General features: G+C 53.7%; 16 protein-coding genes and 1 CRISPR repeat array. Of the genes, 15 read left to right on the top strand and 1 reads right to left on the bottom strand.

The window, feature by feature from the left end; genetic code table 11:
• Window positions 1–68 precede the first annotated feature (68 nt).
• On the top strand, window positions 69–2,822 hold the full coding sequence (locus tag LI114_RS06825; RefSeq protein WP_227220028.1) for a beta-glucosidase: 2,754 nt from the start codon (window positions 69–71) through the stop codon (window positions 2,820–2,822).
• On the opposite strand, the gene LI114_RS06820 is transcribed toward LI114_RS06825, so the two are convergent.
• Window positions 2,819–3,508, bottom strand: coding sequence for a Crp/Fnr family transcriptional regulator (locus LI114_RS06820; protein WP_022127767.1), 690 nt, complete (start codon window positions 3,506–3,508; stop codon window positions 2,819–2,821). The two genes, LI114_RS06825 and LI114_RS06820, sit on opposite strands and share 4 nt — an antisense overlap.
• Window positions 3,509–3,634: 126 nt before the next feature.
• Between LI114_RS06820 and LI114_RS06815 the strand changes: the two genes are divergently transcribed.
• From LI114_RS06815 to cas2, 14 genes are all read left to right on the top strand, one after another.
• Window positions 3,635–4,342, top strand: coding sequence for a 4Fe-4S binding protein (locus LI114_RS06815; protein ID WP_227220027.1), 708 nt, complete (start codon window positions 3,635–3,637; stop codon window positions 4,340–4,342).
• A 168-nt stretch (window positions 4,343–4,510) separates the two neighbouring features.
• A complete protein-coding gene (locus LI114_RS06810) occupies window positions 4,511–7,237 on the top strand; it encodes a glycosyl hydrolase (RefSeq protein ID WP_227220026.1) in 2,727 nt (908 codons plus the stop codon).
• A 119-nt stretch (window positions 7,238–7,356) separates the two neighbouring features.
• Entirely contained in the window at window positions 7,357–8,424 is a 1,068-nt protein-coding gene (locus tag LI114_RS06805) for a transglutaminase domain-containing protein (RefSeq protein WP_227220025.1), read from the top strand.
• A gap of 15 nt (window positions 8,425–8,439) precedes the next feature.
• A complete protein-coding gene (gene hisA, locus LI114_RS06800) occupies window positions 8,440–9,216 on the top strand; it encodes a phosphoribosylformimino-5-aminoimidazole carboxamide ribotide isomerase (RefSeq protein WP_227220024.1) in 777 nt (258 codons plus the stop codon).
• Window positions 9,217–9,275: 59 nt separating this feature from the next.
• Window positions 9,276–10,343, top strand: coding sequence for a D-alanine--D-alanine ligase family protein (locus tag LI114_RS06795; protein WP_227220023.1), 1,068 nt, complete (start codon window positions 9,276–9,278; stop codon window positions 10,341–10,343).
• A 20-nt stretch (window positions 10,344–10,363) separates the two neighbouring features.
• Window positions 10,364–11,206: a glutamate racemase gene (gene murI / locus LI114_RS06790; RefSeq protein ID WP_227220022.1), complete on the top strand. Its 843-nt coding sequence runs from the start codon at window positions 10,364–10,366 to the stop codon at window positions 11,204–11,206.
• Between the two features lie 13 nt (window positions 11,207–11,219).
• Window positions 11,220–11,615, top strand: coding sequence for a DUF1934 family protein (locus tag LI114_RS06785; protein ID WP_227220021.1), 396 nt, complete (start codon window positions 11,220–11,222; stop codon window positions 11,613–11,615).
• Window positions 11,616–11,897: 282 nt separating this feature from the next.
• On the top strand, window positions 11,898–14,108 hold the full coding sequence (cas3, locus tag LI114_RS06780) for a CRISPR-associated helicase Cas3' (protein WP_227220020.1): 2,211 nt from the start codon (window positions 11,898–11,900) through the stop codon (window positions 14,106–14,108).
• A gap of 268 nt (window positions 14,109–14,376) precedes the next feature.
• Window positions 14,377–15,096 (top strand): type I-C CRISPR-associated protein Cas5c, encoded by a 720-nt coding sequence (gene cas5c, locus LI114_RS06775; protein ID WP_227220019.1) that lies wholly within the window; start codon window positions 14,377–14,379, stop codon window positions 15,094–15,096.
• A complete protein-coding gene (gene cas8c, locus LI114_RS06770; RefSeq protein ID WP_227220018.1) occupies window positions 15,090–16,886 on the top strand; it encodes a type I-C CRISPR-associated protein Cas8c/Csd1 in 1,797 nt (598 codons plus the stop codon). The genes cas5c and cas8c overlap by 7 nt, the downstream gene beginning before the upstream one ends.
• An 18-nt stretch (window positions 16,887–16,904) precedes the next feature.
• The gene (cas7c, locus tag LI114_RS06765; protein ID WP_227220017.1) at window positions 16,905–17,774 is read left to right on the top strand and encodes a type I-C CRISPR-associated protein Cas7/Csd2; all 870 of its coding nucleotides are present in this window, start codon (window positions 16,905–16,907) and stop codon (window positions 17,772–17,774) included.
• A gap of 7 nt (window positions 17,775–17,781) precedes the next feature.
• Window positions 17,782–18,474: a CRISPR-associated protein Cas4 gene (gene cas4, locus LI114_RS06760; RefSeq protein ID WP_227220016.1), complete on the top strand. Its 693-nt coding sequence runs from the start codon at window positions 17,782–17,784 to the stop codon at window positions 18,472–18,474.
• Between the two features lie 13 nt (window positions 18,475–18,487).
• Complete coding sequence (gene cas1c, locus LI114_RS06755; protein WP_227220015.1) at window positions 18,488–19,528, top strand: type I-C CRISPR-associated endonuclease Cas1c; 1,041 nt, start codon at window positions 18,488–18,490, stop codon at window positions 19,526–19,528.
• Window positions 19,529–19,539: 11 nt separating this feature from the next.
• A complete protein-coding gene (gene cas2 / locus LI114_RS06750) occupies window positions 19,540–19,830 on the top strand; it encodes a CRISPR-associated endonuclease Cas2 (protein WP_022127781.1) in 291 nt (96 codons plus the stop codon).
• Window positions 19,831–20,001: 171 nt separating this feature from the next.
• Window positions 20,002–20,429: a CRISPR direct-repeat array (repeat unit 32 nt; unit sequence GTCGCGCTCCACGTGAGCGCGTGAGTTGAAAT).
• Window positions 20,430–20,450: the final 21 nt, after the last annotated feature.

Raw genomic sequence — 20,450 nt, 5'->3', positions numbered from 1 at the left:
ATTGAACTGCGCGGCGGGGTGTGCTATAATATCTTGAAAATCAAAATACAAAGCTAAGGAGATAAAATATGGCAAAGATACTTGACTGGAACGAATACCTCGACACCGCCGCTGAGATGGTGGCTGAGGGCATAGTAATGCTGAAAAATGAAAACGTTTTCCCACTCGTCGCCGAGGACACCGCCGCGGTATTCGGCAGGATACAGCTCCACTACTACAAGAGCGGCACAGGCTCGGGCGGAATGGTGAACGTTTCGCGCGTGGTGAATATAGTAGACGGGCTGAAAGAAGCGGGAGTAAAGCTGGACGAAGAACTGCTGGAAACCTACCGCCGCTGGGACGAAGCGAACCCTTTCGACCTCGGCGAGGGCTGGGGCGCTGAGCCTTGGTCGCAGAAAGAGATGCCCCTTACCGACGAGATAGTGGAAAACGCCGCGAAAAATGCGGGCGTTGCGATAGCCGTCATAGGCAGAACGGCGGGCGAGGAGCAGGACAACAGCGTGGCGGAAGGCTCTTACCTGCTGACCGCCGACGAGATGGATATGCTGAGGCGGGTGCGCGCGAAATTTACGAAAATGGCGGTACTGCTGAATGTCGGCAACATCATCGACATGAAATGGATGGAGGAGATACGCCCCGACGCGGTAATGTACATCTGGCAGGGCGGCATGACGGGCGGCACAGGCACGGCGGCGGTGCTCACGGGAAAAGTAAGCCCGAGCGGAAAGCTGCCAGACACCATCGCCCGCGACGTTGCCGACTACCCCTCGGCGGCAGATTTCGGCAACCCCGACCGCGACCTTTACCGCGAGGACATCTACGTCGGCTACCGATATTTCGAAACTTTTGCCAAAGAAAAGGTGCTCTACCCTTTCGGCTACGGACTTTCGTACACGCAGTTTGAGGTAAAGACCACCGCCGCAGAGCAGACGGCGGAAGCGCTTACGCTGAGGGTAACGGTGAAAAACATTGGCAAATACAGCGGCAAAGAGGTAGTGCAGGCGTACTTCTCAGCGCCGCAGGGCGCTCTCGGCAAGCCCGCCCGCCAGCTGTGCGCGTTTGAAAAGACCCGCACCCTAGCGCCGAATGAGCAGCAGGAGATATGCATGACTATCCCGCGCGCGCAGCTTGCGAGCTACGATGATTCGGGCGCTTCGGGCAACATCAACTGCTATGTTTTGGAAGCGGGCGAGTACAGATTTTTCGTCGGCACAGACGTGCGCAGCGCGGTGCAGGCGGCAAGCTTCACTATCGACAAGACCGAAGTCATCAGCCGCCACGAGCAGGCGGCCGCGCCCGTTACGCCTTTCGAGCGCATAAAGCCTATTCCGCAGGGCGAGGGTTTTGCGATAGGCCGCGAGGAAGTGCCGCTCAGCCGAGTTGACGAGCAGGCGCGCCGAGAGGAGAATATGCCCGCCGAGCTGACATACACGGGCGACCGCGGGATAAAACTCAGCGACGTTGCGGCGGGCAGGAACAGCATGGCGGAATTTATCGCCCAGCTTTCCGACTACGACCTTTCGTGCATTATCCGCGGCGAGGGAATGGGAAGTCCGCGCGTAACGGCGGGCACGGCTTCGGCTTTCGGCGGCGTTACCGACGCGCTCACGGGCTACGGCATACCCGCGGGCTGCTGCTCAGACGGTCCATCGGGAATGCGCCTCGACTGCGGCACTAAAGCATTCAGTCTGCCGAACGGCACGCTGATAGCCTCGTCATTCAACAAAGAGCTTGCGCAGCGGCTTTTCGCGCTGACGGGCTTAGAGATGGCGGCGAACAAGGTGGACTGCCTGCTCGGCCCCGGCATGAACATTCACCGCCACCCGCTAAACGGCAGAAATTTCGAGTACTTTTCGGAAGACCCTCTGCTGACGGGCAAAATGGCTGCCGCCGAGCTGAAAGGCATGGCGCAGGCGGGCGTTACGGGCACGATAAAGCACTTCTGCGCGAACAATCAGGAAACATCGCGCCACTTCCTCGACTCCGCCGTTTCCGAGCGCGCGCTGCGCGAGATATACCTCAAAGGCTTTGAGATAGCCGTAAAAGAGGGCGGCGCGACATCTGTCATGACCACCTACGGCAGGGTCAACGGTTTGTGGACTGCGGGCAGCTTCGACCTCAACCACACAATACTGCGCGGCGAGTGGGGCTTTACGGGCTTCACCATGACCGACTGGTGGGCGAATATAAACAGACGCGGCGGCGAGGCTGACAAGAACGATTTTGCGGCTATGGCGGCGGCGCGCGGAGATGTTTACATGGTGTGCGCAGACGGCGGCTCGGGCAGCGACAACACGCTTGCCGCGCTGGAAAACGGCAGTCTGAAACGCGCCGAACTTCAGCGAAACGCGGCGGACATCTGCGGATCTTTACTGCACACCAACGCCCTCAAGCGCCTTGAAAACGCCGAGGAAAAAGTTGAAGTTATCAACCGCGAGGACGGCGGCGAGGAGGACGATACGCCCGTAGAGTTCTACAAGGTCGGGGGCTACGAGATAGAGCTTGACCTTAGCGGCGTTTGCACCGACAAGGGCACTCACCACAGCTTCGCGCTCGACATCTCGCACCCCGGCATCTACAACGTTACGATAACGGCAAGCTCAGGGCAGAGCGAGCTGGCGCAGATACCGCTGACCCTCTTCAACATGGGCACGGCGAGCGGCACATTCACCTGGAACGGCACGGGCGGCAAGCCTGTTTCGTACACCAAGCAGACGCCGATGTTCTCGCGCTTCACAACGTTCCGCCTGTACTTCGCGCAGAGCGGTCTGAAACTGCACAGCATAAAATTTGAATATGTAAACGGCGACACACGTCATTAAACCGCGCCGTTTATGAACTCGGGGCTGAGGACGAAGCTGCTTTTGCGGCAGTCTATCAGCCCCTCTTTTTTGAGCCTGCCGAGTTCGGCTGAAAGTGCGCTGCGGTCTACGTTGAGGTAATCGGCAAGCTGCGCGCGGGAGAACGGCACGTCAAAAGCCGAGCCATGCAGGCTGTACATATATAAAAGGTACTCCGCGAGCCTGCCGCGTATGGTGCGCGGGGTGATGCAGCTTATCTTGCGGGTAAGGGCGAGATTTTTGGCGGCGGTGATTCGCAGAAGATTTTTCAGCACGCGTTCCGCACCCTCGCGGCGGCAGGCAAAAAGGCTCTCCAGCCCAATATGCAGCACCTCGCACTCGCCCTCGGCGCGCGCCGTGACCATCATCGGCTGCCGCGAACAAGCGTAGACCTCGGCGAAAAGCTGCCCCGCGCCCGCCGTGCCGATAAGCGCGCTCTCGCCGCCGAAACCCGCACGCTCAATGATTATCCGCCCCGACTTCACCAGCCCGAAGCTCGAGATGACCTCGCCCGCCGAGCAGACCGCCGCGCCCTTTTTGTAGCGCTTTAGCCGCAGGTGCAGTTTGCCGACCTCCTGCGAAAAGGTAGACATATCCTCTATCTGCTGCGCCGAAACGCCCTCGAAAAGCGGGTCGGCGGCGAGCATTTTCAGCAATTCAACATCCATAAAATACCTCGCAAAAAATTTTGAAATGTTGTAGAAACAACATACTTTCTGCTTTGATTATATTATAATATGTACATAAAGTCAAGCGATACATCGAAAAAAGCGAAACATTTCGGAGGTAATAAAATGAAAAGACGCATAATCAACATCGACGAAGAAAAGTGCAACGGCTGCGGCGCTTGCGCGAACGCCTGCCACGAGGGCGCTATCGGCATGGCAGATGGCAAAGCCCGCCTGCTGCGCGACGACTACTGCGACGGTCTGGGCGACTGCCTGCCCGCTTGTCCCACGGGGGCGATAACATTCATCGAGCGCGAGGCGGCGGCGTATGACGAAGCGGCGGTGCTGGCGAACAGGGCGCAAAAGGCGAAAAAGTCCAGCGCTCCCCTGCCCTGCGGCTGCCCCGGAAGCATGGCGCGTTCGCTGAAAAAGCCCGCCGCGGTAACGGTAAAAGCGAAGCCCGCGCACACGCCCTCGCAGCTCAGCCAGTGGCCCGTACAGATACAACTCGCGCCGATAAACGCGCCGTATTTTGACGGAGCGAGCCTGCTCATCGCCGCCGACTGCACCGCATACGCCTACGCCGATATGCACGCAGATTTCATTCGCGGCAGGATAGCGCTCATCGGCTGCCCGAAGCTGGACAGCGCAGATCACAGCGAAAAGCTGACAGAGATACTGCGCCGCAACGACATCAAGGACGTAACGGTGGTGCGCATGGAAGTGCCCTGCTGCGGCGGCATAGAGCTGGCGGCGAAAAAGGCGATACTGCAAAGCGGAAAAGACATACCCTGCCGCGTGACCACCATATCGGTAAGCGGCGAGATACTCTGATACACATTTGGCAATTTAACTAAACAAAACGCTTGTTAGAGCCGTGTGAAACGTTTTCATTCCAAACTTCGCGCGGCTCTCGCTTTTTTGCACAAAAAAGGCTTTACAAAGCACAATGGTTATGATAAAATTAAGTCACTGAATTACGACACAAAGGGAGTTATTATCATGAATATCAGGAAAATAATCGCTGCGGCGGTCAGCGCGATAATGCTCGCGGGCAACTCGGCGCAGTTTGCGGCATTCGCCGACGGCAGCATGAGATTTGAAGCCGAAAACGGCACTCTCGGCGGCGCGGCGTATATTGAAAAGGACAACAGCGCCTCAGGCTCAAAGGCGGTGACTTTTACCGACGCCACCTGCACATGGACGCAGAAGGTGAACATGACCGAAGAGGGATTTTACGACATACGCATTTACAGCAAGGGTCAGGGCGGCGACAAGTTCAATGATCTGCTGATAAACGGCGAATCGGCGGGCACTTTCAAGAGCGCGGAAGGCGAAGGCTACTCGGAGTACACGGTGGCGCGGCTGTATTTCAACAAGGGCGCGAACACCATCAAAATGACGATGAGCTGGGGTTACTTCATGCTCGACTACATAGAGCTGGAAAAGTCGGCGATACCCGAAAACATCTACGCCGTTTCCAAGCAGCTCTCAAACCCCAACGCCAGCGACAAGACCAAGCGCCTTTTCAGCTACATGGCGGACGTTTACGGCAAAAAGGTCATCACGGGCCAGTACTGCGACGGCGGGCTGAACGGCAGCGAATTTAAGGGCATAAAGAACGCGACGGGCGAAACGCCCGCTATGCTGGGTCTTGACATGATGCGCTACACCCCTGCGCGCGTGAAGCACGGCGACAGCAGCAAGGCGGTGGAAAACGCGATAGAATTTTCCGAAGCGGGCGGCATAGTGACATTCTGCTGGCACTGGAACCTGCCAGACAAATTCCTCAAATCGGGCACTGACAAAAGCGGCAATCCGCGCTGGTGGGGCGGTTTTTACACCGATAACGCAGACCTTAACAAATTCGACCTCTCGGCGGTGATGGACGGCAGCGACCCCGAAACTTACAACGCGCTGATGAGCGACGTAGATGCCATAGCAAAGCAGCTCACGCGGCTGAAAGAGGCGGACGTACCCGTGCTTTTCCGACCCCTGCACGAGGCGAGCGGCGGCTGGTTCTGGTGGGGCAGCGACGGCGCTGAGGCTTACAAAAAGCTTTGGAAAGCGGTATACGAAAAACTGACGAACGAGTATCGGCTCGACAATCTGATATGGGTATACAACGGTCAGGCGGCTGAATGGTACCCCGGCGACGAATACGTTGACATAATCGGCGAGGACATCTACCCCGGCACGCGCCGCTACTCGCCGCAAAGCTCGAAATTTATCGAAGCGGCGGAATACTCGAACAGCCGCAAGATAGTAGCGCTGAGCGAAAACGGCTGCCTTTTCGACCTCGACAAGGCGTTTGAAGCGGGCACGGCGTGGTCGTACTTCGGCACATGGAGCGGCGAATTCTGCATATCCAGCTCGGAAAAATACACCGAAAAGACGATGTGGAAAAGGGTCTACCAGAGCGACTGCGCGATAAACCTCGACGACCTGCCCGACTTCTCGATATACCCGCTGGACAGCGGAAGCAGCAGCGCGACGGTAACGCTGAGCGAAACGGCTAAGACTCTCGCGCCGGGCGACGTATTCCAGCTGCGCGCAACGGTCACGCCCGCGGGGGACAATGTGACATGGAAAAGCACGAACACGGCTGTCGCTACGGTAAGCGGCGGCAAGGTTACCGCCATGGGCGCGGGCACGGCTGAGATAACCGCATCTCTGCCAAACGGCAGCAAAGCTGTATGCAAGGTGACGGTAGAACGCACGAAGCTTACGGCGGCGAACGTAAGCAACATAGCGGGCAGGACATACACGGGCAAGGAAATAAAGCCCGCAGTTACCGTAAAATACGGCGGCAAGACGCTCGTCAGCGGCAAGGATTACACCGTAAGCTACTCAAACAACGTGAAAGTCGGCACGGCTAAAGCTACGGTAACAGGCATCGGCAATTACAGCGGCAGTGTTGAAAAAACGTTCATCATCTCGCCCATGAAGCAGACGATAACGGCTGCCGAGAGCGCCTGCAAGGGCATTAAATTAAGCTGGCCGGAGGACGAAACAGCGACGGGCTATGAGGTGCAGTACAGCCCGAATTCCGGCTTCGCAGGCAGCATGAGCAAAAAAGTCAGCGGCACTGCAAGCACCACGATAACCGGACTGACCGGCGGCAAGACCTACTATGTAAAAGTTCGCAGCTTGGCAGAGGTCGGCGGAAAGACATACGCGGGCGCTTGGTCGAACGTGGCGACCGTTAAAGCGGCGAAGTACGACATCACGAAAGCTAAAGTAAGCGGCATAGCCGACAAGGTATACAACGGCAAGAACCAAACGCAGAAGATAAAAGTGACCTACAATGGCAAAACGCTGAAAAGCGGCACTGACTACACGCTGAAATACGCGAGCCGCAAGAACGTCGGCACGGCAACTGTAAAGATAGTCGGCGCGGGCGACTACGCGGGAACTATCAAAAAGACCTTTAAGATAAACCCCGAAAAGCAGAAGGTCAAGAAGCTGATAGCGAAGTCAAAGGGCTTTACCGTAAAGTGGGCAAAGACGGCTTACGCTGCGGGCTTTGAGATACAGTACGCGGAAAACGCAAAATTCAGAAGGGCTAAAAAGGTGACGGTAAGCGACGGCACGAGCGTTAAAAAGAGCGTGACGAAGCTAAGATCGGCGAAAAAATACTATGTAAGAGTACGCACATACACCACCGTAAGCGGTAAGAAATACTACGGCGCATGGTCGGCGGCTAAGAGCGTTACCACAAAAAAATGATCTGCGGCGCAGACCTGCGAAAGGGTCTGCGCTTTTTTTGCGCTCGGGGTTGCTTTTTGGGCGATAGTGTGTTATAATAATTTTAGGTATTGTTTATAGAAAACAACGGAGATAACGACATGATAAAAAGCACACTGCTCGCCGCGGCTGCCGCCCTGCTGATATGTACAGGCTGCGCGCACAGCGGCGGAGATCCATCGGGATATTACGAAGAGCCCGACTCGGCAGAGAGCGCGGCTTCTCAGGCAAGCACGGAAAGTTTAGAAAGCGCGGATAGTTCGGCGGCTGAGAGCAAGGCTGACAAATCCGACAAAGCTGAGGAAGCGTATATGTACGACGTTTCGCCTATAGCGGAAGCTTACCGCGCGGGCGACCCATCGGCGCTGAGCGAGTTTGACAGCGAGATATACGAAAAAGCGGCGGCGGTGCTGGACGAGATAATTACCGACGGCATGGACGATTACGAAAAAGAGCTTGCCGTGCACGACTACATAATTTACAACGTGACCTACGATGAAGGCTCGCTGAGCGCGATACCGAACCCCGCGGAGCACTGCGACGACCCATACGGCGCGCTGATAAACGGCAAGGCGATATGCAAAGGCTACACCACCACATTCAGAATGTTCATGGGAATGCTCAGCATACCATGCGGCACGGCGTACTCGAGCGACGCGACCGGTGAAGAGCACGCCTGGAACACGGTAAAGCTCGACGGCAGCTGGTACTACGTTGACTGCACATGGGACGACCCCATTCCCGACAGCGCCGCGCGGCCGGTCATCCACACATATTTCAACGTTTCGCGCGAGGAGATAGAAACAGACCATGTGCTGCCCGACGGCTGCCCCGACACCGAAAGCGCTGCGAACAGCTACTACACGCGCAGCGCGGTGAAGATAGCAGACCTCGGCGAGATATACGGCGCGGCAAAAGACGCTTTAGCGCAGGGCAGGCGGGACTTCGTACTGCTCTTTGACGAAAGCACCGGCATAACGCTGGACGGCGTGGACGCGATAGACGATATATACGAACCCGAGAGCAAAGCGCTTGAGAAAAAGCTGAACGGGCTGGCGGCGAAGATGAAAAAAGACGGCTTGGCTAACAACTGCTTTTTAGACGTGCGGCGCGTACAGACAGCCGAGGGCATAGGGCTGTATGTGGAAATGCACTTATTTACTGACTGAAAGGAGCGCTGAAAAATGCGTTTCAGACCATGTATCGACATACACAACGGAAAGGTGAAGCAGATAGTAGGCTCATCGCTGAAAGACGAGGGCGGCGAGGCTGCGAACAATTTCGTTTCAGATAAAAATGCGGACAGCTATGCGCGGCTCTACAAAGAGCGCGGGCTGAGCGGCGGGCACGTTATAATACTCAACCCGCGCGGCAGCGAGCACTACGAAGCCGACCTGCGGCAGGCGCAGTTGGCGCTGAGCGAGTATGAGGGCGGCTTGCAGATAGGCGGCGGGATAACGGACGAAAACGCGGTCGATTTTCTGAACATGGGCGCTTCGCACGTTATAGTTACGAGCTATGTTTTCCGCGGCGGCGAGATAGACTTTGCGCGGCTGAAAAAGCTGACGGAAGCCATCGGCAAAGAGCGGCTGGTGCTCGACCTTTCGTGCAAAAAGCGGGGCGGCGAGTACTATATCGTCACCGACCGCTGGCAGAAATTCACCGACACGGCGCTTTCAGAGCAAACGCTCGACCTGCTTTCGCGAAACTGTGCAGAATTTCTGATACACGCGGCGGACGCTGAGGGAAAATCGAACGGCATAGAGGAAGGCGCGACGAAAATAGCGGCACTCTCGCCGATACCGTGCACATACGCAGGCGGCATCTCGAGTTTTAACGACGTAGACAAACTGCGCGACATATCGGGCGGCAGGCTGGATTTCACTATCGGCAGCGCGCTTGACATATTCGGCGGCGGAATGAGTTTTGAAGCCGCGGCGGAGTATGTGGAAGAGAAATAAAACGCCGCTCGGCGGCATAAAATAAAATAGACCAAATCAGCAGAAAGGAACTGATAAAAATGGCAAAGCTCAAAGTAGCAGTAATATTCGGCGGAAAGTCGAGCGAGCACGACGTTTCGCTCGTTTCGGCGGCGCACGTTATAGAAAGCATACCGAAAGATAAGTACGAGGTGATCTGCATAGGCATCACCAAAAAGGGCCACTGGCTAAAATACATAGGCCCTGCCGAGCTTATCAAAAACAAGGAATGGGAAAAGCACCCCGACAACGTGCCCTGCATCATGAGCCCCGACACCCTGCACAAAGGCTTTATCGTGCTCGGCGCGGACGGCACTTTCGACAACATAAAAGTAGACTGCATATTCCCCGTACTGCACGGCAAAAACGGCGAGGACGGCACTATACAGGGACTTTTCCAGCTCAGCGGCGTGCCTTTCGTCGGCTGCGACATGATCTCTTCGGCGAACTGCATGGATAAGGAAATGACCCACCTGATACTCGAAGCGAACGGGATAAAGATGGCGAGATTCATCTCTATGCGTTACAGCGAGATGGATAAGATAGATGATAAAATAGCCGAAGCAGAAGCGAAGCTGAAATACCCGATGTTCGTAAAGCCCTGCTGCGCAGGCTCATCGGTAGGCGTTTCGCGCGTGGAAAACGCTGAGGAGATGAAAAACGGCATAAAGCTGGCATTTCTTTCAGACAGCAAGCTGCTCATAGAAGAGGGCGTTACAGGAATAGAGTGCGAGTGCGCGGTGATGGGCAACGACGAGCCTTTTGCATCTACCGTTGGCGAGATAAAGAGCGCAAACGAGGGCTTCTACGACTTTGAATCGAAGTACGAGGACGACAATTCGGAAACGATAATCCCCGCCCGCATGAGCGAGCAAGCGATAGAGAATATTCGCGCGCTGGCGGTAAAGGCTTACAAGGCGATAGGCTGCGCGGGACTTTCGCGCTGCGACTTCTTCCTCTGCCCCGACGGCACTGCCCTGCTCAACGAGATAAACACTCTGCCGGGCCACACGCCGATAAGTATGTACCCGAAGCTGATGGAGCACGCGGGCATGACCCCCGCCCGGCAGGAGGATAAGCTGATAGAACTAGCGCTTGAAAGAAACTAATAGAAACGGAATGATTTGACATGATAGAAACTCTCAGCGGCAGCATTTCAGACGGCGCTATCGGCGTATTCGACTCAGGCGTCGGCGGACTTACCTGCGTGAAAGAGCTGATAAGGCTGATGCCGCACGAGGACATAGTGTACTTAGGCGACACCGCGCGAGTGCCCTACGGCACGAGAAGCCGCGACACGATAGCGGAATACTCGAGGCAGGACATACGCTTTATGGAGCAGCACAACGTAAAGCTGCTGCTGGTAGCCTGCGGAACGGTATCGGCGGTAATGCAGACCGTGCCGATATTTGACGGCTCGTCCATAACCTGTTACAGCGGCGTGATAATACCCGCGGTAGACGAAGCCTGCGCGGCCACGAAAAACGGCAGGATAGGCGTTATCGCGACGCCCGCCTCTATACGTTCGGGCTGTTACGAGCAGGAGATACACCGCATAAGACCTGACGTGGAGGTATTCAGCCAAGCGTGCGCGATGTTCGTACCGCTGGCGGAAAACGGCTACACTGCGCCTGGGTGCGCGCCCGCGGAATTTTTCGTTCGCGAATATCTGAGCGAGATAAAGGCGCAGGGCATCGACACGCTGATAATGGGCTGCACGCACTACCCGCTGCTGGAGGACGTTGTGCGCGAATTTATGGGCGAGGGCGTAAAGCTGATCTCGCCGGGCGCGGTAACGGCTCAGCAGGCATTTGAAGCGCTAAAGGCGCAGAACGCGTTGAAAGGCGAAGATCACAAGGCGAAGATAGAGCTTTACTGCACCGACAGCGCGGAGCTTTTTGCGGAGAACGTGAGCAGATTTTTAGGCGGCGGAGCAAGCGGCGCGGAGATACTGCAATGTTCGCTGACGTAAGGTCGGTGGCGGCATGAAAGCTATCAAGATCGCGAGCGGTGAGAACGCGAAGCTGCGGCTGGTAACGGTAACGGGCGGCGAGCGCACGGAGCTGGAGTGCGAATGCGAGCTGCGCGGCGGCGATGGCCGGCACATAATAAAGTACAAAGACGGCGCGGGAAAAGTGATGATGAAGCTGACGAGCGAGCGCGCCGAACTTCTGCGGACGGGCGGCGAAACGGGCTTAAAGCTATCCGCCGAGCCAAACGCAGAAACTATTGCAAAGATCAAGACGGAGTATGGCACACTGAGCGTGCCTGTACGCGGTATCTCGCACAAATACGAACCGACGGACGAAGGGGTCACGGCAGCGTTTTCGTATGACAACGGGAACGTTGTTGAGGTTTGGGTTCGGGTTTGGAAGAAATGAAACAGAATATCATGACGGCTTGGAGAATATCCGAGCCGTTTTTTTGTGCACATTCGATATATTTTGACACGTTTTTTCTATAAGCTGTTGAGAATAAAATGTGAAGAATATATTTTATTTTTGTTTGAGATATGTTATAATATGTATATATTACAATTTGCAGGAGCTTGGGCGAACAAAGTTTCTTTTAATTGTGTCAAAAATGATACCATTAAAATTGAAAAATATGTTATAATATATACATCGAATACATACACTGCCAAAACAAGGAGAGATGTACCTATGGAAAACGAACTTTACGCACACATCAGCGAGGATGGGAGAAAGCAAACGCTGAAAGAGCATTTGGAAAACGTTTCTATAATGGCGGAGAATTTTTGCATACCTATGCTGAAACCGATGGCGCGGCGGTCGGGCGAGCTGCACGACATCGGAAAAGCGGCGGAGGACTTTCAACAGCGGCTGTACGGCTCAAAGAAAAGCTTTTGCCACGCTGCCTGCGGTGCGATAGAGTATCAAAAACTGAGCGATTTTGAGGATATTATCGCCTGGCTGATGGAATACTGCATTGCGAGCCACCACACGGGGCTGCTTGACGGGCAAGGGAGCGGGCAGGAGCTCGCCACGCTGAAAAATATGCTCGGCAAAAAATACAGCGGCAGCGCAGATTACAGCAGGTACAAGGAGATAGTGCCCGAGGTACTGCTGAGCGCCGAAGAGCAGAAAGCGGCGCTGGAGGAGCTGGAGAGCTGCGGCGAGGACAACACCGAGATGATGGAGAGGTTCGCTTTTTTCGTGCGCGAAGTTTTCTCATGCCTTACCGACGCGGATTTTCTGGACACGGAAAAATTTTTCTATCCGAATACCGAGCGCGGGCTGACGGGAGATATGGAGAAAGCGCTGGAAAAGCTGAACGGGCGATTTACGGAATTTACGCAGACCACTGAACTTCAAAAAGCGCGCGGCAGGATACAGCGGCAGGCTTTTAAAAACGCCGCCGAAACGAACGAAAACATAATGCTGCTGGATATGCCGACAGGCTCTGGCAAGACGCTCACGGCGGCGAAAATAGCGCTCACGAGCGGCAAGAAGCGGGTGATCTACGTTATCCCGCAGATCAGCATAATAGAGCAGACCGCCGACAGCATGGAGCAGATATTTCAGGAAACCATGCCCGTGCTCCAGCACCACTCGAACTACTCATACGAACCAAAGCGCGGCGCGGACAAGCCGGACGAGGAAAAAGCCGAGCGCCTGCTGATAAAGACCACCGAAAACTGGGACGCGCCATTCATCGTGACGACAAGCGTGCAGTTTTTCAACTCGCTCTGCCACTACAAAAGCTCGGCGCTGAGAAAGCTGCACAATCTGCGCGACTCGATACTGATATTTGACGAGATACACCTTATACCGACCGAGCTGCTGCGCCCCTGCCTGAAAGCTATCGGCTACATAACCAAATACATGAACAGCAAAGCACTTTTCCTCTCGGCTACCATGCCCGACTACTCCGCTATCTTCAAGAAATATATGCCCGACGTGAAGTTTGCCGAGCTGATAACGGACAAAAGCGATTTCGGATATTTCAAGAAATGCAGATACAATGACCTCGGCAAAAGCAGCTATTCCGCAGTTGCCGAAATGGCGCAAAGCAAGCCTAACGCGCTGATAGTCGTGAACAAAAAGGACACGGCGGTGGAGATATACCGCAAGCTCGGCGGCGAAAAATACCACCTCTCGGCATTCATGACACCCGCGCACCGCAGCAGCGTTATTGCGAAAATACATGAGCGACTGAACGACGGCGCGCATATCACAGTAGTGTCCACCTCGCTGATCGAGGCGGGCGTAGACCTCGACTTCAAATGCGTCTTCCGCGAGATGGCGGGACTGGACAGCATTTTGCAGTCGGGCGGACGCTGCAACCGCGAGGGCAAGTACGACAAAGGCGATGTGTACATTTTCAAGACTGACGAAAAGGCGAATCCTGCTTTTGATCGGCTGGTGCACTTTACGGAAACCGCAGTGAAAAATACGAACACTTCTATGGAAAACATCGACAGCGAAGCCTGCGTGAAAGAGTATTACAGGCTGAAATACGGCTTCAACAAAGAGGAGATGGACATAAACTCTATCGAAAAATTCAGCATTGCGGCAAACGAATGCAACGGACATACTGCAAACTACGAGGAATCTCTGCCATTCAGAAGCTACGCTGAACATTTCCAATATATAGAGTCTGACACAACGGCGATAATCATTGAAACGCCCGAAAGCCGCAAGCTTATAGAGCTTCTGAAAAGCGGCGGCAAGAGCGTTCGCCGCAAGCTGCAAAGGCACTCGGTATCGGTGTACCGCTACCAATTTGAAACGCTTTTGAAAGAAGGCGTGCTGAGCGAAGTGAGCGGTTTCTATCTGCTGAACACGCCCGAGCGCTACGATGCCGAAACGGGGCTTATAGTTTCCGCGCAGGGGGAAGCGTATTTCGGCTGAGCCGCAAATACAAAGAAAAAGCCGCCCGAGATGGGGGCGGCAGTTTTCAAACGCAATACCAATATATTGCAACTCACATACGCTTTCGCGCAGACTATATGTTTATTATAGCATTTTTACAAGATGTTTGTCAATGCAGGGATTTTGTTATAACTGCATAAAAAAGGCATTTAAAAGTTGTAACATTACACTATTGACATTTAATTCAAAATGGAGTATCATTATTACAGTAACGAAATACTAATATAAGTTTAGAGGAGATGATCAAATGGCTTACGGTTTTAAAGTGATCGTTGAAGGCGATTACGCCGGCTTTAACAGACCTGAGCTGAAAACCGAGAGGGTAACTTACGATGTGCCCACTGTCGGCGCACTCGAGGGAATGCTCAAATGCGTGTATTGGAAGCCGTCGCTTTGCATCGTGATCGACAAGATCGTGGTTTTCAACCCGATCAAGACCGTCAACATACGGCGCAATGAGGTAAAGACCAAGCTGCCGCTAAAGGCGGTCAGAGCGCAGATGAACGGCGGCGGCGCGGCAGTTATCTACACGCCCGATGTGCGAACGCAGCGCGGCTCGGTAGTGCTCAAAGACGTGAAATACGGGATAGAGTTTCACATCGAGCGAACGTTCATACGCTCTGACCACGAGGACGAGTGCGAGGAAAAGCACTACAACATCATGCTTCGCAGGCTGAAAAAGGGGCAGTGCTTCCGCCAGCCATGCTTAGGGTGCAGAGAGTTTTCGGTGAAGCGGCTGGAGCTTGTCGATGATCTCGACCTCAGCGAAGTTGCCGAAGAAAACATGGGCAGGCACGATCTGGGGCTTATGCTTTACGGAATGAGATTTCGCGACGGCGGCAAGCCGATAAACGGCGACTGGGAACACCCGCAGTTTTCCGACAAAGCAGACGCCATGTACTACCATCCGTACATGATCGACGGCGTTATAGACGTCGCCGAGTACAGAAAGGAGCTAAAATGCTGATAAAAGCACTTTGCGATTACAGCCTGATACAGAAAAAAGAAGTTCAGGACGGATACTGCAAACAAAACGTAAACTATCTTATACAGCTCTCGCCCGAGGGCTGTATAGATAATATCATCAGCGTGGAAGAATCTAAACCGATAAAGAACAAAAACGGCAAGGAAAAGATGGTGCTTGCGCCAAAAGTCGCCGAGCTCCCCATACGCACGCAGAAGCCCGGTATCGACGGAAACGTCATCGAGCACCGCCCACTCTACATATTCGGGCTGAACTACAACAAAAAGGACGGCACGCTTTCGACCGAGGACAAGACCGACAAAGCAAAGAAATCGCACAAAGCGTTCTGCGAGGTGAACCTTGCGTTTTTCGAGGGCATCGACTCGCCGCTCTGCCGCGCGTACTGCAATTTCATAAAGACGTGGAATCCCGAGGAGCACACAAGCGACCCGATATTGCTGGGGCTTGGCAGCCGCTTTGGTGCGGCGAGCGTTTACTACGAATTCGGATTTGACACGGACAAGCTTTTGCAGGACGACCCCGCTTTTAGAGAAGCTTACGGAAAATATCTGGCGGAGAAACAGGCTGCCGCCGAAGCTGAAAACACCGAGCTGGCGGTATGCAGCATACTGGGCGAACGTCTGCCGCAGGCGCGCATACACGATAAGATCAAAGGCATAGCGGGCGGTATAGCGTCGGGCTGCGTTATGGTAAGCGCTAAGGAGGACGCTTTTGAATCGTACGGTAAAACGCAGTCGTTCAACAGCGGCGTTTCCGAAAAGGCTATGAAGATGTACACCTCGGCGCTCAACCGCCTGCTTGCTGACGAGGCGCACCACAAGGTGATGGACGACCTGACGCTTGTCTACTTCGCAATGAAGCGGGACGACGTGAACGAATCAAGACTTGTGAGCAGACTGCTGACGGGCGCTGACAACACGCTGAACGATACTTTCGCAAAGGCGCTGAAAGGTATGCCGATCGAGTTTCCCGACATCGACGAGAGGGTGGATTTTTACGTTGCGGGACTTACGGCGAACAGCTCGCGAGTGTGCCAAAAGTTCGCCCTGCGCAGGAAGTACGGCGACATCATCGACAACATAATGGAGCACCAGCGCAATATGGCTATCGGCTACGAGCCGAAATACATCTCGGCAGGGCGAATGCTCCACGAGTTGGTATCGCCAAAATCAAGCAACGGCAGAGTACCGCCGCCCCTGCTCTCGGGTATTTTTGAGGCGATATTTAACGGAACGAACTACCCCACTTCCCTGCTGAGCACAATGATAAGGCGTGTAAAGACAGACAGCGATGCCGACAATAACCATTTTATAAAGCTAAATAACGCGCGCGCGGGCATAATAAAAGCCTGCCTGATACGCAATTACAAAAAGGAGGACATTAAAATGCTGATAAACCAAGACAACAGAGAGCCGGCGGCACTTTGTGGCAGGCTTTTCGCCGTACTGGAAAAGATACAGTGCGATTCTGTAACGGGCGACCTTAACAGGACGATAGGCGACACCTACTTCTCGTCAGCCTGCTCGCAGCCCGCAACCATTTTCCCGATACTGATGAAGCTTTCAAGAAACCACATGAGAAAGCTCGGCAAGCCGGCTTTTATCTATTACGATAAGCTTCTTACCGAGTTAAACGCAGGGCTTAATGACAGATACCCGAAGCAGCTCAGCTTAGAAGATCAGGGTATGTTCATCGTGAACTACTACCAGCAGAAGAGTGAGCTTTACACCAAAAATGAAACCAAAGAAAAGGCTGCGCAGGCCGACGAATAATGAAAGGAAGATAAAACTATGGAAAACGCTATCAAAAACCGCTATGAATTTGTAATGATATTCGACGTAGAAAACGGCAACCCCAACGGCGACCCTGACGCGGGAAATATGCCGCGCGTAGACCCCGAAAGCAACCTCGGCTACGTTACCGACGTATGCCTGAAAAGAAAAATCAGAAATTTCGTAGAGCTTGTAAAAGAGGGCGAGCCGGGCTTCAACATACTGATAAAGGCTGACAAGGCGCTGAACACCAAGTTCACCGAAGCTTACAACGCGCTCGACCTGCCGACCGGAAACGGCAAGACCACGCCCGCCGAAACGCAGAAGCAGGCGCGCGACTACATATGCAAAAATTACTACGATGTGCGCACATTCGGCGCAGTAATGAGCACGGGCGACGACCCATGTGGAATAGTAAGAGGGCCTGTGCAGATAAACTTTGCGAGAAGCCTAGATCCCGTTTTCCCGCAGGAGATAAGCATTACGCGACAGGCAAAGACCACGGCTGAGAGAAAAGAGGTCGGCGACACCGAAATGGGCAGAAAAAGCTTTATCCCCTACGCGCTCTACCGCGCCGAGGGCTATGTTTCCGCGATGCTCGCCGACAAGATAACGGGCTTTAGCGAAGACGACCTAGAGCTGCTTTGGAGCGCTGTCATCAATATGTTTGAGCACGACAGAAGCGCGGCGCGCGGAAAGATGTGCATGAGAAAGCTGATAGTTTTCAAGCACGAGTCGCCTTTGGGCAACGCCCCCGCGCAGACGCTTTTCGACAAGATCAGCATAAAGCTGAAAGAAGATACGGCTGTACCCAGAGCATTTTCGGACTACGAGATAAGCATAGACCGCGATATGCCCGCAGGCGTAGAGATGATAGAAAAGCTCTGATCAAAAATTGGAGAACGAGGTATACAGAGAGCAGGCGCGGACGATAAACATACGCAGCATACAGCACTATATGTACTGTCCGCGCAGATTTGCTCTGCTGGAAATAAACGACGACTGGGCGGAAAACGCCTTTGTGGTAAAAGCTAACCTGATGCACGAGAATGTGCACAGCGGCAGCCGCAGCTTTGAGAGCAAAGAAAAGATAGTGCGCAGCGACGTTGCGCTTTACTGCGACGACCCCGAGCTGGACATTTTCGGCGTGGCTGACTGCATAGAATTTGTTCGGAAAAAGAGCGGCGCGTATATCGAAAAGCTCGGCGAAAATTTTGACGTGGACATCGTGGAATACAAGCCGCGCAAGCCGAAGTCGGGCGAATACAACGAAAGCGACGCCATACAGGTCTACGCGCAGAAGATATGCGCCGACAGCATTTTCGGCTGTAACTGCAACGCTTACATATATTACGGCGATGTGCGGCGCAGGGTAAAGCTGCCTTTTGATGGGCGGGAGCGTGAAAAGTATGACGGACTGCTGCGGAAATATCTGCACGAGATGCGGGAGATACTGCAAAGCGGCGAGATACCTCAGCGCGCCCGCGGACAGAAATGCAGCGGGTGTTCGCTGGCGGATATGTGCTTCCCGAAAGTGAAAAAATACAGCGTAAAAGAGATAGTGATGTCGATGAACGACGCGCAGTAAAGGGGCTGAGAGGTTGCGAAAACTGCTTAATTCACTCTACATAATCGACGAAACGGCGTACCTGACGCTAGACGGCGAGAACGTAGTATGCCGCACGAAAAACGAGGACGGCGAATACAGCGGCGAGAAATTTCGGCTGCCATTCACCACCATCGAGGACATATACATTTTCAACTACATAGGCTGTTCGCCCGCGCTGATGGGCAAGTGCACCGAATACGGCATACCGATAAACTTCATATCGCCGCAGGGAAAATTTTTGGCGAGAGTTCAAGGCAAGCCGAAGGGCAACGTTTATCTGCGGAAAGCGCAGTTTGAAAAATTCGGCACTGAGCAGACGGAGATGATGCAGAACTGCGTGGCGGCAAAGCTTTCAAACACGCGGTATCTGATAAAGCGCAGTATGCGCGACGCACCCGAGATAAACGCCGACGGCGCACTCACCGACTGCATAAGCTACCTCGAAAGCGGCATAAAAAGCGTTTACGAGATGAAGGACAAAGAGATGATAATGGGTGTGGAAGGCAGCTGCGCCAAAGCATATTTCGATATTTTCGACCGGCTGATACGTCAGCAGAAAGAAGAATTTAAGCTGCTGAACCGCACCAAAAGACCGCCGCTAGACCGCGTGAACGCTATGCTCTCGTTTCTGTACACCATCGCCGTCAGCTGGCACACATCGGCGCTGGAGAGCGTAGGGCTGGACAGCTGCTGCGGATTTTACCATTCACTGCGCCCCGGCAGAGCAAGTTTGGCGTGCGACATGGTAGAGGAAACGCGCTGCATATGCGAGCGGCTGGTGTTGACGATGATAAATCTGAAAATGATAAAAGCGGAAGATTTTGAAACACAGCCGAGCGGCGCGGTATACCTCAGCAAAGACGGCAAGAAAAAGGTGCTGACGGCTTGGCAGGAACGCAAACGCGGAAGGATAGACCACCCATATCTGGGCGAGAAAATACCGCTGGGGCTGCTGCCGTATGTGCAAAGCTCACTGATGGCAAAATACATACGCGGCGAGATAAGCGAGTACCCATGCTATCTGCTGAAGTAGGTGACAAAAAAATGATGACATTAGTAAGTTATGACGTATCTACAACGGACAACAGCGGCAGAAAGCGGCTGAGAAAAGTCGCAAAAGAGTGCCAGAACTACGGTCAGCGCGTGCAGAACAGCGTTTTTGAGATAGACGTAGACTACGGCACATTTTTGAAGCTGAAAGACAAGCTTTTGAAGATAATAGATCAGCAAGAGGACAGCCTGCGGATATACTATCTCGGCAACAATTGGAAAAACAGGATAGAACATTTCGGCACAAAAGCGGGGTATGATCCTGAAGGCGTGCTGATAATCTGACAGACTGACCGACACCTGCGAAGCGAAAGCGAAACCGATCGCGCGGACGCTTCGCGGCAAATGACCCGCAAAATATCAACGATTTATGAACATCGCGCCGATATTTTGCAAACCAAAAAGGATCGGATCCGTATCATGTGGAGCAAGCGTCCAACTGCAACAACATCTAGGGTCGCGCTCCACGTGAGCGCGTGAGTTGAAATCTAGTGAATATCACGACAAAGGCGTTTATGGAAAGTCGCGCTCCACGTGAGCGCGTGAGTTGAAATGAATTTCGTCCACTGACGGCAGAAGAAATCGAGGGTCGCGCTCCACGTGAGCGCGTGAGTTGAAATTTTTTACATTTGTTCCCATATCTACTCTTGCGTGTCGCGCTCCACGTGAGCGCGTGAGTTGAAATTGCCAACTGTTTTGACACTATTGCTGTGTCTAATCGTCGCGCTCCACGTGAGCGCGTGAGTTGAAATATGAGATTCATTTTTCGATCATCTGGTGGCAAATGTCGCGCTCCACGTGAGCGCGTGAGTTGAAATTTTTGAATCTGGCAAATACTACCACAGGCTCTTCGTCGCGCTCCACGTGAGCGCGTGAGTTGAAATATGAGATTCATTTTTCGATCA

This window comes from Ruminococcus sp. 210702-SL.1.03 (assembly GCF_020559915.1).
Taxonomy (GTDB): domain Bacteria; phylum Bacillota; class Clostridia; order Oscillospirales; family Ruminococcaceae; genus YE71.
Note: the sequence above shows the minus strand (reverse complement) of the source record. Positions and strands in the feature narration are given on the sequence as shown.

What these genes read in the sequence shown, in the direction of transcription:
- cas5c (WP_227220019.1), top strand. Translation starts at nt 14,377, where the DNA reads ATGGCTTACGGTTTTAAAGTGATCGTTGAAGGCGATTACGCCGGCTTT.
- cas2 (WP_022127781.1), top strand. Translation starts at nt 19,540, where the DNA reads ATGATGACATTAGTAAGTTATGACGTATCTACAACGGACAACAGCGGC.
- LI114_RS06785 (WP_227220021.1), top strand. Translation starts at nt 11,220, where the DNA reads ATGAAAGCTATCAAGATCGCGAGCGGTGAGAACGCGAAGCTGCGGCTG.
- cas3 (WP_227220020.1), top strand. Translation starts at nt 11,898, where the DNA reads ATGGAAAACGAACTTTACGCACACATCAGCGAGGATGGGAGAAAGCAA.
- LI114_RS06820 (WP_022127767.1), bottom strand. Translation starts at nt 3,508, where the DNA reads ATGGATGTTGAATTGCTGAAAATGCTCGCCGCCGACCCGCTTTTCGAG.
- cas8c (WP_227220018.1), top strand. Translation starts at nt 15,090, where the DNA reads ATGCTGATAAAAGCACTTTGCGATTACAGCCTGATACAGAAAAAAGAA.
- LI114_RS06815 (WP_227220027.1), top strand. Translation starts at nt 3,635, where the DNA reads ATGAAAAGACGCATAATCAACATCGACGAAGAAAAGTGCAACGGCTGC.
- hisA (WP_227220024.1), top strand. Translation starts at nt 8,440, where the DNA reads ATGCGTTTCAGACCATGTATCGACATACACAACGGAAAGGTGAAGCAG.
- LI114_RS06805 (WP_227220025.1), top strand. Translation starts at nt 7,357, where the DNA reads ATGATAAAAAGCACACTGCTCGCCGCGGCTGCCGCCCTGCTGATATGT.
- LI114_RS06825 (WP_227220028.1), top strand. Translation starts at nt 69, where the DNA reads ATGGCAAAGATACTTGACTGGAACGAATACCTCGACACCGCCGCTGAG.
- murI (WP_227220022.1), top strand. Translation starts at nt 10,364, where the DNA reads ATGATAGAAACTCTCAGCGGCAGCATTTCAGACGGCGCTATCGGCGTA.
- LI114_RS06795 (WP_227220023.1), top strand. Translation starts at nt 9,276, where the DNA reads ATGGCAAAGCTCAAAGTAGCAGTAATATTCGGCGGAAAGTCGAGCGAG.
- cas7c (WP_227220017.1), top strand. Translation starts at nt 16,905, where the DNA reads ATGGAAAACGCTATCAAAAACCGCTATGAATTTGTAATGATATTCGAC.
- LI114_RS06810 (WP_227220026.1), top strand. Translation starts at nt 4,511, where the DNA reads ATGAATATCAGGAAAATAATCGCTGCGGCGGTCAGCGCGATAATGCTC.